We start from the raw sequence: 12,370 nt of genomic DNA, 5'->3' as shown, positions 1-12,370 counted from the left end.
TGATTTCTGATTTTGTGAATGATAATTTGTCCAACTGGTATGTTCGCCTGAATCGTAAACGTTTCTGGGGTGGTGAATTTACACAGGATAAATTGTCTGCTTATCAGACATTGTATACTTGTCTCGAAACAGTTGCCAAATTGATGGCTCCTATATCTCCGTTCTATGCAGACCGGTTGTATACGGACTTGATTACAGCAACAGGACGCGACAGTGTCGTTTCTGTCCACCTTGCCGAATTCCCGAAATATCAGGAAGAAATGATAGACAAGGAATTGGAAGCCCGCATGCAAATGGCACAGGATGTTACATCTATGGTGTTGGCATTGCGTCGTAAGGTGAATATCAAGGTACGCCAACCGCTGCAGTGTATCATGGTTCCGGTAGTAGATGAAGAGCAGAAAGCTCATATCGAAGCTGTGAAGAACCTGATTATGAACGAAGTGAACGTGAAAGAAGTCAGATTCGTTGATGGCGCGGCCGGTGTATTGGTGAAGAAAGTGAAATGTGACTTTAAGAAACTGGGTCCGAAGTTCGGCAAGCAAATGAAAGCGGTAGCCGCCGCGGTTGCAGAAATGTCACAGGAAGCAATCGGTGAATTGGAGAAGAACGGAAAGTATACATTAAATCTGGATGGTGCGGAAGCTGTTATCGAAGCATCAGACGTCGAAATCTTTAGTGAGGATATTCCGGGATGGTTGGTTGCCAACGAAGGTAAACTGACTGTAGCACTTGAAGTTACTGTTACCGAGGAATTGCGTCGTGAGGGTATTGCCCGTGAATTGGTGAACCGTATTCAGAATATACGTAAGTCAAGCGGCTTCGAGATTACAGACAAAATAAAAATAACAATCTCGAAAAATACGCAAACAGATGATGCGGTAAATGAATATAATACTTATATTTGTAACCAGGTTTTAGGCACATCTCTGGAACTTGTAGATGAAGTGAAAGACGGAACAATGCTGGAGTTTGATGACTTCTCACTGTTTGTAAACGTGATAAAAGACTAATACTATATTGATTAACCTTTTTAAAATTGTAAAATTATGGCAGAAAAGACTAGATATTCGGATGCGGAACTCGAGGAATTCCGTGCCATTATTATGGAGAAATTGGAATTGGCACAACGTGACTATGAACAGTTGAAAAAAAGTTTGATGGGACTGGACGGTAATGATACCGACGATACATCTCCTACGTATAAAGTATTGGAAGAAGGAGCTAACACGCTCTCCAAGGAAGAAACAACCCGCCTGGCACAACGTCAGCTGAAGTTTATCCAAGGATTACAAGCTGCTTTGGTACGTATTGAGAACAAAACGTACGGCATTTGCCGTGAAACCGGAAAATTGATTCCGGTAGAGCGTCTGCGTGCTGTTCCTCATGCTACATTAAGTATTGAAGCAAAGAACAGTGGTAAAAAATAACAGATAGCAAGTAGGCTACAGGTAACGAGCTACAAGTAGCTGCGCAAAGTTTACGCACGGCACTTGTAGCTCGTTATGTTTAATTTATAATAAACACATGAAGAAACTATTCACGAAGGGGAGAATTGCCCTTCTCGTTATCTTTTCCGTATTGATTATTGACCAGATCATCAAAATCTGGATTAAAACTCACATGTACTGGCATGAAAGTATACGTGTGACAGATTGGTTTTATATCTATTTCACCGAAAATAACGGAATGGCTTTCGGTATGGAGATTTTCGGCAAGCTGTTCCTGACAACATTCCGTATTGTTGCAGTGGCATTGATAGGATGGTATCTTTATAAAATAATAAAGAAAGGGTTCAAAACAGGCTACATTGTCTGTGTGGCTCTTATTCTGACCGGTGCTTTAGGAAATATCATAGACAGTGTGTTCTATGGAGTTTTCTTCAATGAAAGCACTCATTCGCAGATTGCCAGCTTTATGCCCGAAGGCGGTGGATATTCTACCTGGTTTTATGGAAAAGTGGTGGATATGTTTTATTTTCCGATTATAGATACAAACTGGCCTACATGGATGCCGTTTGTGGGCGGAGAGCATTTTATATTCTTTAGTCCGATCTTTAATTTTGCAGATGCCGCTATCAGTTGTGGTATCATTGCCCTGTTACTTTTTTATAGTAAATATTTGAATGAGTCATATCATTCGCTGGATAAAGATAAAAAGGAAGCTACGGATCATGAAAAGTAAATTTCGGTTTCATCTGTGTCTCATCTGCATGTTCGCTTTTGCAGTAGCCGGGTGTAAAGTGAAAAGGCCCAGTGATGTAATCTCGGAATCGAAGATGGAGAATTTGCTGTATGATTATCATGTGGCAAAGTCTATGGGAGATAATTTGCCTTATAGTGAGAACTATAAGAAGGCATTGTATATCGACGCCGTTTTTAAGAAATACGGGACTACGCAGGCTGCATTTGACTCATCCATGGTTTGGTATACACGTAACACAGAGATTTTATCGAAAATTTATGATAAGGTGAAGAAGCGTTTGAAAGACGAACAGGAACTTGTGGGTGACCTGATAGCCAAACGTGATAAGAAACCGAAAATGACTAAGCAGGGTGACAGTATTGATGTCTGGCCTTGGCAGCGTATGATTCGTTTGACCGGTGAAATGATGAATAATCAATATGTATTTACTTTGCCGACCGACTCTAACTACAAAGACCGCGATACGCTGGTGTGGGAAGTACGCTATCGATTCCTCGAACCGATGCTTGCCGACTCTTTAAGAGGCGTTACGATGGCCATGCAGGTGATTTATGAGAAAGATACGATCAATCATTGGAAAACGGTGACTGAACCGGGTGTGCAACAGATTCGTTTGTTTGCAGATACATTAGGTCCAATGAAAGAGATAAAAGGCTTCATTTATTATCCGGCAGATAGTCTGGAAAGGGGAGGAGCATTACTGGCTGACCGTTTCATGATGACTCGTTATCATTGTACGGACACAGTTTCGTTTGCTGTCCGCGATTCTTTGAACAAGATAAAAGCTTTGAAGGCGGATTCTTTGAAGAAGATATCTGCTAAAGAAAATGCCGACTCTTTGCATAAGATGATAGACAAGGAGAAAGATGATATGCAGCGTCTGACACCGGAAGAAATGAACCGTCGTCGTACGGGAACTCATCGCGAGAAGAAACCGGAACAGATTGAAGTGGAACAACATATCCAGAAGGAAAGAATGGAGCAAAGAAAGGAACGTCAGATGAATCAACGCAGGCAGCAACAACAAAGACGCCAAAATCGCTGATCGTAATGAAACGTTTTGCTTCTCATTATTTGCTGATACCTGCTGTAGGATTTATGAAGCAGCAGGTGGTGGAGATTACCGGTGAGGGAATTGTCCGAGATGTATTTCCACTGACTGAAGAGATTGAATCGGTCGAATGGATGCCGGGAGTGATTGCACTGCTTTCTGAAAATCAAATGGAAGAAATAAAAAACACTGGGATGATTTTTAAAAACATCCCAGTGTTTTCATCCAATCTTCCCAATGTTCCGAATCAATCTTCCCAATGTTTGATGGAGTATCTGCATGAAGCGGAAAGGAAGGGGGAAGCCCTATTTCCTTATTTATTTTATCCTTTTGATTTTACTTCCATGCAGCCTGTCGACGGAACTCGGCACAGATTACTGCGGTAGCGATGGCTACATTAAGAGACTCGGATGTCTCCTGACCTTCCGGATAATTAGGAATATATAATTTTTTGTTAATCAATGTAGCGACTTCTTTTCCTATACCATTTCCTTCATTTCCCATTACTATCAGGCCATTGGCAGATAATGGTTGCTCATACATATTTTTTCCGTCCAGGAAAGTTCCGAATATAGGAGTGTCTCCGAGTGAACGGATAAAATCGGGGAGGGAAGTATAATGCACTTTCACCCGGGCAATTCCTCCCATTGTGGCTTGTATGGTTTTAGGGTTATATACGTCTACCGTATTCTGTGAGCAGATAATATGCTCGATGCCAAACCAATCGGCCAAGCGGATGATAGTACCGAGGTTTCCGGGATCTTGCACATCATCCAATGCAAGGCAAAGTGATTGGTGCACGACTTCCGGATTCACCGTATAGGATGGTTGTTCGAAAATGGCAAGTACCTGTTGGGGAGTTTTCAATAAACTGGCCCGTGAAAGATCTTCCTGTGAAACTTCTACCAGTTCACTTGCATCTATATCGGGATGTTCCTGAAGCCAGGAAGAAGTGGCTGCTAAAAAACGACAAGGAAAATGTCCGAGTAAATCACCTACCAATTTAGGACCTTCAGCCAGAAATACTCCTTCTTCTTTGCGTATTTTCTTCAGTTCCAGCGAGTGGATATACTTTATTTTGTTTTTACTTAGTGATGCCATAAATTTGATATTCTTTTGCAAAGCTATAAAGATATTTCCAATCTATCCTTACTTTCCTCTCTTTTTCTTAATTTATTTTTCCCGTCGGAAAATATAATTTATCTTTGTAAGCGCATTTTCTATGCTATCGATGTAAAACCGTATGAGGAGAAATTTTCTTTATTTACTTGCTTCTGCTGCTGTCTTGTCACTTGCTTCGTGTACTACCACTAAGTTTGTGCCGGATGGTTCTTATTTGCTGGATGAAGTTAAAATTCGTACGGACCAGAAAAACATACGGCCTTCTTCCTTACGTATGTATGTTCGTCAAAATCCTAATGCCAAGTGGTTCAGCCTGATAAAGACTCAACTTTATGTCTACAATCTGTCGGGACGTGATTCAACCAAATGGGGAAACAAATTTTTAAGAAGGATAGGGGATGCTCCTGTAATATATAGCGAGGACGAAGCGAAACGCTCTGAAGAAGAGATCACTAAGGCTGTGCATAATATGGGATATATGGCGGCAACCGTGAAGCGTTCGACTAAAATAAAAAAGAAAAAGATTAAGCTGTATTATGATGTAACGGCCGGCAAACCCTACGTTGTTCAATCTATCAAATATGATATTTATGATCCTAAAATAGCCTCTCTTCTCAAACAGGATTCTGCCAGAAGCTTGTTGAAGGAAGGAATGTATTTGGATGTGAATGTATTGGATGCGGACAGACAACGTATCACGAATAAGTTGCTTCGGAATGGCTACTATAAATTTAATAAGGATTATATCGGATATACAGCCGATACGGTTCGTAATACTTATAATGTAGATCTGACTCAACATTTGCAGATGTATAAAGCGCATGCGAGTGATTCGGCAAGGGCACATCAGCAATATTGGATCAATAAGATTAATTTTATTACAGATTATGACGTTTTGCAGTCTTCTGCCTTGAGTAGTGTGGATATTAATGATTCGGTTCATTATAAGGGATGTCCGATTTACTATAAGGATAAGCTCTATTTACGTCCTAAAGTGCTTACGGATAACCTTCGGTTTGCTTCCGGTGATTTGTTTAATGAGCGTGATATGCAGCAAACTTATTCCAGTTTCGGGCGTTTGTCTGCATTGAAATATACAAATATCCGTTTTATCGAGACTCAAGTTGGAGATTCAACAATGCTCGATTGTTACGTGATGTTGACTAAGAGCAAACATAAATCTGTATCTTTCGAGGTAGAGGGAACCAATTCTGCCGGTGACTTGGGAGCGGCAGCTTCCGTTTCTTTCCAGAATAGGAATCTCTTTCGCGGATCGGAAACGTTTATGATAAAATTCCGTGGAGCGTATGAGGTTATTTCCGGGCTTCAGGCCGGCTATTCAAATAATAACTATACGGAGTATGGAGTGGAAACGAGTATCAACTTTCCTAATTTCCTGTTCCCATTCATTTCTTCTGATTTTAAACGGAAAATCAGGGCTACAACCGAGTTTGGTTTACAGTATAATTATCAGTTGCGACCGGAGTTCTTGCGTACGATGGCTTCTGCTAACTGGAGTTACAAGTGGACACAGCGTCAGAAGATACAACACCGTATTGATTTGATAAATATTGCTTTCCTTTATTTGCCCCGTATCTCTGAAAGGTTTAAAGAAGACTATATAAATAAAGGACAGAACCATATATTCCAGTATAATTATCAGGATCGACTGATTATAAATATGGGATATAGCTATAATTATAATAGCGTGGGAGGATCGATTATCAATAATACGATTGCTTCTAATTCATACTCCATCCGTTTTAATTTCGAATCGGCGGGAAATGTAATGTATGCTCTGTCAAAGGCTGCAAACATTCGGAAGAACAGTAATGGTGAATACGCTATTCTGGGAATTCCTTATGCTCAATATCTGAAAGGGGAGTTTGATTTTGCTAAGAATATCAGAATCGATTATCGTAACTCTTTTGCGTTTCATGCCGGTGTGGGAATAGCTGTACCTTATGGAAATGCGAAGACTATTCCGTTTGAGAAACAATATTTCTCCGGTGGAGCCAATAGTGTCCGCGGATGGAGTGTTCGCGATTTGGGACCGGGCTCTTTTGCAGGAAATGGGAATTTGCTCGATCAATCCGGAGATATTAAACTGGATGCCAGTATTGAATACCGAAGCAAGTTATTCTGGAAGTTTCAGGGGGCGGTATTTATTGATGCTGGTAATATCTGGACCATCCGGAGTTATGCCAATCAACCGGGAGGAGTTTTCAAGTTTGATAAGTTTTATAAGCAAATAGCAGTGGCCTACGGATTAGGTCTCCGCCTGGATTTGGATTTCTTTATTCTGCGTTTTGATGGAGGTATGAAAGCTGTCAATCCTGCCTATGAAACGAGGAAAGAGCATTTCCCCATCATTCATCCTAAATTCAGTCGTGACTTTGCTTTCCATTTTGCTGTGGGATATCCTTTCTAATCAGCCATTTATTATTTACTCTTACTAACTCGAGCGTATCTTGCAGGGAACTTACGTATTCCATTTTTCCTCCGATAGGATGAATGACGAATGCATTTTTGATTTGGCAGACAACCGATGCTTCTTCTAAATTAGCATCTATCTCACTTAAAATAACAGAAACTTTTGCAGCGCCTCGTGTTTTGAGTTGCTCCAGATGGGTTTGACCGACATTGGATGCCAAGAAACTAAGATAAGATTGGGAAGAAGGCGTGCTCCATTCTTTGGCGACCGGATAATTGAAATTATAAAAGGCTTCGCAGAAATCAATGGCTGTCTGTTCTATTTGAGTTTGAGGAGTTTGTTGCTGACAAGATAGACAGGTGAAGATTAGAACAGAATAGATAAGTGTATGTAGTTTATTCATAGTACAAAAGATTCTTGATAGAAGAAGATAAGGTTGAAAAAGGAGATGAAACTCCTATATGATGTTTCATCTCCTTCGTATTTGTTTTCATTTTTAGCGGGCGGCAAACATAAAATTGCTCATTGTAGCCTGGCGTGCTGCCAGCATGCCTTGAGCATCCAGCGTTACATTCATCTTTTCGCCATTTGGCAAGAACAAATCAGCAGTGCCATCATTGTTCATTTTTACTAATTCAGCGCTTTCACCGTTTGCAACGACATTCCATGTGTTGGCTTCTTTGTTGTAGATCAAGTCCATTGAAGCAGTTTCGCCCTCTTTAGTAATGGAATATCCATTCTCAAGAGTTTTTACCATGTAGTTGCCGTTTTCTCCTTTTACTTTCTTTACGTCACCTACATTAGCCATCGGATTGGAGCCACTCCAGAATTCGATTGAGTTGATAACTAAAGCATCAGCCAGGTAAGCTACACCATAAACCGGAACAATGTTGAAAGCAAGGAATACGAGTTCGTTTACAAACTTGTTTCCAACTGATTGATTCCAGGAAGACAGGCGGTTGAATAAACCAAATGATCCTACACAAGAACTGAATAATAAGCTACCACTAAGTACTACTGCGACTAAAGTCAGTTTCCCTCTTTTCATGTTAAAATGTTTTTGATTAATAAAAAATATTGATAATTTCTCTCTTATGTGTATGCAAATATAATATTTTTTAATTAATCGGGGCCATTATTTCTAATTTTTGTATGCTCTTGACTTCCGCCGTGACAATTCGTTTCCTATGATATGGTCTATTGAAAATTTACCGGGACCGGCAATATACATCAATATAAATACAACTAAATAAATGAAAGCTAGCTCTTTAACTGCAAATACGTCATTTGCATGAACTACAAAGAAGGCTACTATCATTGTGAAAATCATCGGGATCATTGCTAAGCGATACAGGAATCCGATGATAAATGCCATCGAACATACAAGTTCGCCAAAAATTGCTAATCCGAGAGATAGGGGACTTCCTATTCCAAGCGGATCAGGAAATACTGCTGACATCTCCTGGAAGTTACTCCATTTCTGGATACCGTGGTTCATTAATAATATACCGAAGATGATCCGGACAGCCAATAGCAACAAAGATACTTTCGTTGTATTCGATTTTGTGGGAAATAAAAAACTATAAATCATAAGTTGTTCTATTTTTAAGTTTATATCTATTTATATAAACATAAAAAATCTTGATTTTGTTCTCTATTGATAGCAAAATTTGTTTAGACCTTATTCTTTATTTAAAACATAATGGTCTGCAAGTTCTCCGGTTATTTCTTGTTTATCCATTGTTAGTTTGCGTAAATGATTTTCTCCTACTTTATAATAAGAAAGTTCTCCGCCTTCTTCTTTAAGAGTCAACAGGTTGTCTTTTAAAGTATATGTACCTTTTTCGTCAAATGAGCTGTCTCTATCGATATATACGGAATGGAGGCTGAATGTTTTGTCCGGATTTAATGTCAGGGTTGTTTCAATACCCGGACAATCGGCAGCGGGGAAAACTCCTTTATAAGTTCCTTCGTAATCAAGTGAATTTTCCGCATTATGGATATCAGTTACTTCGATTGAGGTACTGTCTGCACCGGTACTCTTGTTTGTTTTCGCGCTATTGTTGCATGCTGCCAAAAGAGCACATGAACATACTAAAATGAAAATTTTCTTCATAATTATTGCTTCTATTAGTTAGTCTAATTGAGTATATTGGACGTAAAGGTATAAATTTAAAATGGAATCTTTATAGTAAAAAGAAACGAACAACTTTATTTATGAATAAATAAACTTTGTATCTTTGCGGAAAATTCTAAAGATATGGCACAACATACTTATGACAATGAAGCTGTTCAGGAATTATTGAACTGGGCAAAAAAGATGATTGAGACAAAGAATTATCCTACAGAAAGATATCAGGTCAATAAATGTACTACCATTATTGATGGTAAATCGTATTTGGAATCTTTGATTGCAATGATTTCCAGAAACTGGGAGAATCCGACTTTTCATCCTACTATTGAGCAATTATGGGAGTTTAGGGAAAAGTGGGAAAATAAAGAAGCGTAGTAAATTGTGATTTAATGTTGAATGATAAATCATTTATGAATATAGAAATGCACTCTAATCATGTCAGATAAGAGTGCATTTTTATTTATTAGTTTGATATTTATCGGCTTCCTAGAAAGGCAACCATCTTTTCTTCTTTTTCAGGGATGTTTTTTCTTCTTCTCCGCTTTGGCTATAGATATCTGCAAACGTCTTTTTCTCTTTAATCATTTCGTAAATGACTCCCCAGTCTGGTAAACCACCCAGATTTCGATCGTCAATGAACATATCGGCTTTCAACTTTCGAGAGAATCCCTGATGGCCTTTCTGCTCTTCAGGATAATCCTTATTAACGGCATAAAATTCTAAACCTCTGGCTTTACACCATTCGACTGCTTCGTCCAGAAGTGCTCCTTCACGCACACTCCACAGTATTAAACGATGCTTTTCTTGTTGCAATAACTTCAATGTGTCAACAGCGAATGGAATCTCTTCACCAATGCGTGGATAACGATGTTCTACAATCGTTCCGTCAAAATCAACAGCTATAATCATAGTTTTTAATTACCTAATTTGGAACAAAGATACGGACAGTAAGCCAAAAAAACGTATCTTTGTCTCAAATTAACATTTTAATAAAAATATAAATACATGAACAATTCCCCTCAGCGTGCTGCTAAAGGCTTTACGAGAGCATTTTGGGTCAGCAACACAGTCGAACTGTTTGAGCGTATGGCATATTATGCCGTTTTTATCGTTCTCACTATTTATTTATCTTCCATTTTAGGTTTTAATGATTTCGAAGCAAGTATGATTTCCGGGCTTTTTTCCGGTGGATTGTATCTGCTTCCTATTTTTTCCGGTGCTTATGCTGACAAGATCGGTTTCCGGAAATCAATGATTATAGCATTTTCCTTATTATCCATCGGATATTTAGGGTTGGGTGTACTGCCCACTTTACTGGAAGCTGCCGGTTTGGTTAGTTATGGTGCCACTACTCAATTTAATGGTTTGCCTGATAGCTATACCCGGTGGATCATCGTGCCGGTTTTGTTTGTGCTTATGGTGGGAGGTTCTTTCATTAAGTCCATTATCTCCGCTTCTGTGGCTAAAGAAACAACGGAAGCAACCCGTGCCCGTGGTTATTCCATATTTTATATGATGGTAAATGTGGGTGCTTTTACCGGTAAAACGATTATCGATCCTTTGCGTAATGTCATTGGTGAACAAGCGTATATCTATATTAATTATTTCTCCGGTGCGATGACAATAGTTGCTTTACTTGCTGTTATTCTTCTTTATAAATCGACGCATACGGCAGGTGAAGGAAAAAGTCTCCATGAGATTGGACAGGGATTTATGCGAATCATCACAAACTGGCGTTTATTGATTCTTATTTTGATTGTTACTGGTTTCTGGATGGTGCAGCAGCAGCTTTATGCCACTATGCCTAAATATGTGATTCGTATGGCTGGCGAGACGGCAAAACCGGGTTGGATTGCCAATGTGAATCCGTTTGTGGTGGTTTGCTGCGTTAGTTTTATCACCCGCTTGATGGCCAAACGCAGTGCGATTACTTCGATGAATGTGGGAATGTTTTTGATTCCTATTTCGGCATTACTGATGGCATGTGGAAATTTGTTGGGTAATGATCTTATTACAGGTATGAGTAATATTACTCTGATGATGATTGCGGGTATAGTTGTACAGGCGCTTGCCGAATGTTTCATTTCACCGCGTTATCTGGAATATTTCTCTTTACAGGCTCCTAAAGGAGAAGAAGGAATGTATTTAGGATTCAGTCATTTGCATTCATTCCTTTCTTCCATTTTCGGTTTTGGTCTGGCGGGAATTCTGCTCACTAAATATTGTCCGGATCCGGCTTTGTTCGAGACGCGGGAAGCATGGGAGGCAGCTAGTGGAAATGCCCATTATATATGGTATTACTTTGCTGCTATAGGCCTGATTGCCGCTGTAGCGCTACTATTATTTGCAAAAATCACCGAATCCATCGACAAAAAGAAGGAGGCTTCTCGGTAATTCTCTGCTTTTTTATGTATATTTGCCGTCACTTTGCTGTAAAAGTTGACGGCATTTTGCATTTTAATAAAGAGGATAAAACATGAAAGTAAAATTTATAAGCCTGGCGAGTGGCAGTAGTGGGAACTGTTATTATCTGGGCACTGAAACCTATGGGATACTGATAGATGCCGGAATCGGCATACGTACTATCAAAAAATCACTGAAAGATTATAATATCTTGATGGATAGTATTCGTGCGGTATTTATAACGCACGATCATGCTGACCATATTAAAGCAGTGGGTAATCTGGGAGAAAAAATGAATATTCCTGTTTATACAACCGCACGTATTCATGCTGGAATCAATCGTAGCTATTGTATGACGGAGAAACTTAGCTCGTCAGTTCGTTATCTGGAAAAGCAAGAGCCTATGACGCTGGAAGATTTTCACATCGAATCTTTTGAAGTGCCACACGATGGAACGGACAATGTGGGGTATTGCATTGAAATTGATGGCAAAGTCTTCTCTTTCTTAACCGACCTTGGAGAGATTACTCCTACAGCTGCTCATTATATCAGTAAAGCCCATTATCTGATACTTGAAGCCAATTACGATGAGGAAATGCTCAAAATGGGGCCTTATCCTCAATATCTGAAAGAACGGATTGCAAGTAAAACCGGCCACATGAGTAACTCTGATACTGCAGAGTTTCTAGCGGAAAATATTACTGAACATTTGCGATATATCTGGTTATGCCATTTAAGTAAAGACAATAATCACCCGGAGCTGGCTTATAAAACGGTGGAATGGAAATTAAAGAACAAAGGTGTTATTGTAGGCAAAGATGTGCAACTACTTGCTTTAAAGCGAAATACGCCTTCCGAGCTTTATGTGTTCGAATAAAGACGAAAAAAAGATAGTAAAAAAGCTGCATGATTGTTTGGCCAAATAAAATAAAAGACCTACTTTTGCAACCGCAAACGAGGAATTAAGCACTCTTAGCTCAGTTGGTAGAGCAACTGACTCTTAATCAGTGGGTCCAGGGTT

General features: G+C 39.4%; 15 protein-coding genes. 9 read left to right on the top strand and 6 right to left on the bottom strand.

All coding sequences use genetic code 11. The features are described 5' to 3' along the window. The 5 genes from ACT8YW_RS18805 to ACT8YW_RS18785 form a co-directional block, all read left to right on the top strand. On the top strand, nt 1–1,013 hold a 1,013-nt coding region (locus ACT8YW_RS18805; protein ID WP_444106751.1), incomplete at its 5' end, for a DUF5915 domain-containing protein. Nucleotides 1,014–1,049: 36 nt separating this feature from the next. Further along, the gene (locus tag ACT8YW_RS18800) at nt 1,050–1,430 is read left to right on the top strand and encodes a TraR/DksA family transcriptional regulator (RefSeq protein ID WP_099147030.1); all 381 of its coding nucleotides are present in this window, start codon (nt 1,050–1,052) and stop codon (nt 1,428–1,430) included. A gap of 97 nt (nt 1,431–1,527) precedes the next feature. Further along, the gene (locus ACT8YW_RS18795) at nt 1,528–2,184 is read left to right on the top strand and encodes a lipoprotein signal peptidase (RefSeq protein ID WP_234133452.1); all 657 of its coding nucleotides are present in this window, start codon (nt 1,528–1,530) and stop codon (nt 2,182–2,184) included. Then, entirely contained in the window at nt 2,174–3,250 is a 1,077-nt protein-coding gene (locus ACT8YW_RS18790) for a DUF4296 domain-containing protein (protein ID WP_444106748.1), read from the top strand. The genes ACT8YW_RS18795 and ACT8YW_RS18790 overlap by 11 nt, the downstream gene beginning before the upstream one ends. Nucleotides 3,251–3,255: 5 nt before the next feature. After that, nucleotides 3,256–3,642, top strand: a complete 387-nt coding sequence (locus ACT8YW_RS18785) for a hypothetical protein (protein WP_122137099.1) — start codon at nt 3,256–3,258, stop codon at nt 3,640–3,642. Here ACT8YW_RS18785 and ACT8YW_RS18780 read toward each other — a convergent pair. Further along, nucleotides 3,593–4,357 (bottom strand): TrmH family RNA methyltransferase, encoded by a 765-nt coding sequence (locus tag ACT8YW_RS18780; RefSeq protein WP_444106746.1) that lies wholly within the window; start codon nt 4,355–4,357, stop codon nt 3,593–3,595. The two genes, ACT8YW_RS18785 and ACT8YW_RS18780, sit on opposite strands and share 50 nt — an antisense overlap. 142 nt (nt 4,358–4,499) lie before the next feature. Here ACT8YW_RS18780 and tamL point away from each other — a divergent pair, with 142 nt between their 5' ends. Next, complete coding sequence (gene tamL, locus ACT8YW_RS18775) at nt 4,500–6,809, top strand: translocation and assembly module lipoprotein TamL (RefSeq protein ID WP_444106744.1); 2,310 nt, start codon at nt 4,500–4,502, stop codon at nt 6,807–6,809. Here tamL and ACT8YW_RS18770 read toward each other — a convergent pair. From ACT8YW_RS18770 to ACT8YW_RS18755, 4 genes are all read right to left on the bottom strand, one after another. After that, a complete protein-coding gene (locus tag ACT8YW_RS18770; RefSeq protein ID WP_444106742.1) occupies nt 6,763–7,215 on the bottom strand; it encodes a hypothetical protein in 453 nt (150 codons plus the stop codon). The genes tamL and ACT8YW_RS18770 overlap by 47 nt on opposite strands. A gap of 93 nt (nt 7,216–7,308) precedes the next feature. Beyond that, on the bottom strand, nt 7,309–7,860 hold the full coding sequence (locus ACT8YW_RS18765) for a DUF3332 domain-containing protein (RefSeq protein WP_004295891.1): 552 nt from the start codon (nt 7,858–7,860) through the stop codon (nt 7,309–7,311). A 93-nt stretch (nt 7,861–7,953) separates the two neighbouring features. Next, nucleotides 7,954–8,403 (bottom strand): DoxX family protein, encoded by a 450-nt coding sequence (locus tag ACT8YW_RS18760; protein ID WP_004303298.1) that lies wholly within the window; start codon nt 8,401–8,403, stop codon nt 7,954–7,956. 90 nt (nt 8,404–8,493) lie between these two features. Further along, nucleotides 8,494–8,928: a copper resistance protein NlpE gene (locus ACT8YW_RS18755; RefSeq protein WP_444106740.1), complete on the bottom strand. Its 435-nt coding sequence runs from the start codon at nt 8,926–8,928 to the stop codon at nt 8,494–8,496. A gap of 144 nt (nt 8,929–9,072) precedes the next feature. Here ACT8YW_RS18755 and ACT8YW_RS18750 point away from each other — a divergent pair, with 144 nt between their 5' ends. Beyond that, the gene (locus tag ACT8YW_RS18750; RefSeq protein ID WP_004295894.1) at nt 9,073–9,321 is read left to right on the top strand and encodes a DUF6965 family protein; all 249 of its coding nucleotides are present in this window, start codon (nt 9,073–9,075) and stop codon (nt 9,319–9,321) included. Nucleotides 9,322–9,432: 111 nt separating this feature from the next. On the opposite strand, the gene ACT8YW_RS18745 is transcribed toward ACT8YW_RS18750, so the two are convergent. Beyond that, nucleotides 9,433–9,855 (bottom strand): BT0820 family HAD-type phosphatase, encoded by a 423-nt coding sequence (locus tag ACT8YW_RS18745; protein ID WP_117937911.1) that lies wholly within the window; start codon nt 9,853–9,855, stop codon nt 9,433–9,435. A gap of 96 nt (nt 9,856–9,951) precedes the next feature. On the opposite strand from ACT8YW_RS18745, the gene ACT8YW_RS18740 reads away from it, so the two are divergent. Together ACT8YW_RS18740 and ACT8YW_RS18735 are read left to right on the top strand one after the other, a co-directional pair. Further along, on the top strand, nt 9,952–11,340 hold the full coding sequence (locus ACT8YW_RS18740) for a peptide MFS transporter (RefSeq protein WP_004295896.1): 1,389 nt from the start codon (nt 9,952–9,954) through the stop codon (nt 11,338–11,340). Between the two features lie 82 nt (nt 11,341–11,422). Beyond that, on the top strand, nt 11,423–12,226 hold the full coding sequence (locus ACT8YW_RS18735) for an MBL fold metallo-hydrolase (RefSeq protein WP_004295897.1): 804 nt from the start codon (nt 11,423–11,425) through the stop codon (nt 12,224–12,226). Nucleotides 12,227–12,370: the final 144 nt, after the last annotated feature.

Source organism: Bacteroides sp. (assembly GCF_052357945.1).
Classification (GTDB): domain Bacteria; phylum Bacteroidota; class Bacteroidia; order Bacteroidales; family Bacteroidaceae; genus Bacteroides.
The sequence above is the reverse complement of the archived record's forward strand: the minus strand, read 5'-3'. Positions and strand labels throughout refer to the sequence as shown.

What these genes read in the sequence shown, in the direction of transcription:
- ACT8YW_RS18740 (WP_004295896.1), top strand. Translation starts at nt 9,952, where the DNA reads ATGAACAATTCCCCTCAGCGTGCTGCTAAAGGCTTTACGAGAGCATTT.
- ACT8YW_RS18765 (WP_004295891.1), bottom strand. Translation starts at nt 7,860, where the DNA reads ATGAAAAGAGGGAAACTGACTTTAGTCGCAGTAGTACTTAGTGGTAGC.
- ACT8YW_RS18785 (WP_122137099.1), top strand. Translation starts at nt 3,256, where the DNA reads ATGAAACGTTTTGCTTCTCATTATTTGCTGATACCTGCTGTAGGATTT.
- tamL (WP_444106744.1), top strand. Translation starts at nt 4,500, where the DNA reads ATGAGGAGAAATTTTCTTTATTTACTTGCTTCTGCTGCTGTCTTGTCA.
- ACT8YW_RS18760 (WP_004303298.1), bottom strand. Translation starts at nt 8,403, where the DNA reads ATGATTTATAGTTTTTTATTTCCCACAAAATCGAATACAACGAAAGTA.
- ACT8YW_RS18755 (WP_444106740.1), bottom strand. Translation starts at nt 8,928, where the DNA reads ATGAAGAAAATTTTCATTTTAGTATGTTCATGTGCTCTTTTGGCAGCA.
- ACT8YW_RS18780 (WP_444106746.1), bottom strand. Translation starts at nt 4,357, where the DNA reads ATGGCATCACTAAGTAAAAACAAAATAAAGTATATCCACTCGCTGGAA.
- ACT8YW_RS18750 (WP_004295894.1), top strand. Translation starts at nt 9,073, where the DNA reads ATGGCACAACATACTTATGACAATGAAGCTGTTCAGGAATTATTGAAC.
- ACT8YW_RS18770 (WP_444106742.1), bottom strand. Translation starts at nt 7,215, where the DNA reads ATGAATAAACTACATACACTTATCTATTCTGTTCTAATCTTCACCTGT.
- ACT8YW_RS18745 (WP_117937911.1), bottom strand. Translation starts at nt 9,855, where the DNA reads ATGATTATAGCTGTTGATTTTGACGGAACGATTGTAGAACATCGTTAT.
- ACT8YW_RS18735 (WP_004295897.1), top strand. Translation starts at nt 11,423, where the DNA reads ATGAAAGTAAAATTTATAAGCCTGGCGAGTGGCAGTAGTGGGAACTGT.
- ACT8YW_RS18795 (WP_234133452.1), top strand. Translation starts at nt 1,528, where the DNA reads ATGAAGAAACTATTCACGAAGGGGAGAATTGCCCTTCTCGTTATCTTT.
- ACT8YW_RS18800 (WP_099147030.1), top strand. Translation starts at nt 1,050, where the DNA reads ATGGCAGAAAAGACTAGATATTCGGATGCGGAACTCGAGGAATTCCGT.
- ACT8YW_RS18790 (WP_444106748.1), top strand. Translation starts at nt 2,174, where the DNA reads ATGAAAAGTAAATTTCGGTTTCATCTGTGTCTCATCTGCATGTTCGCT.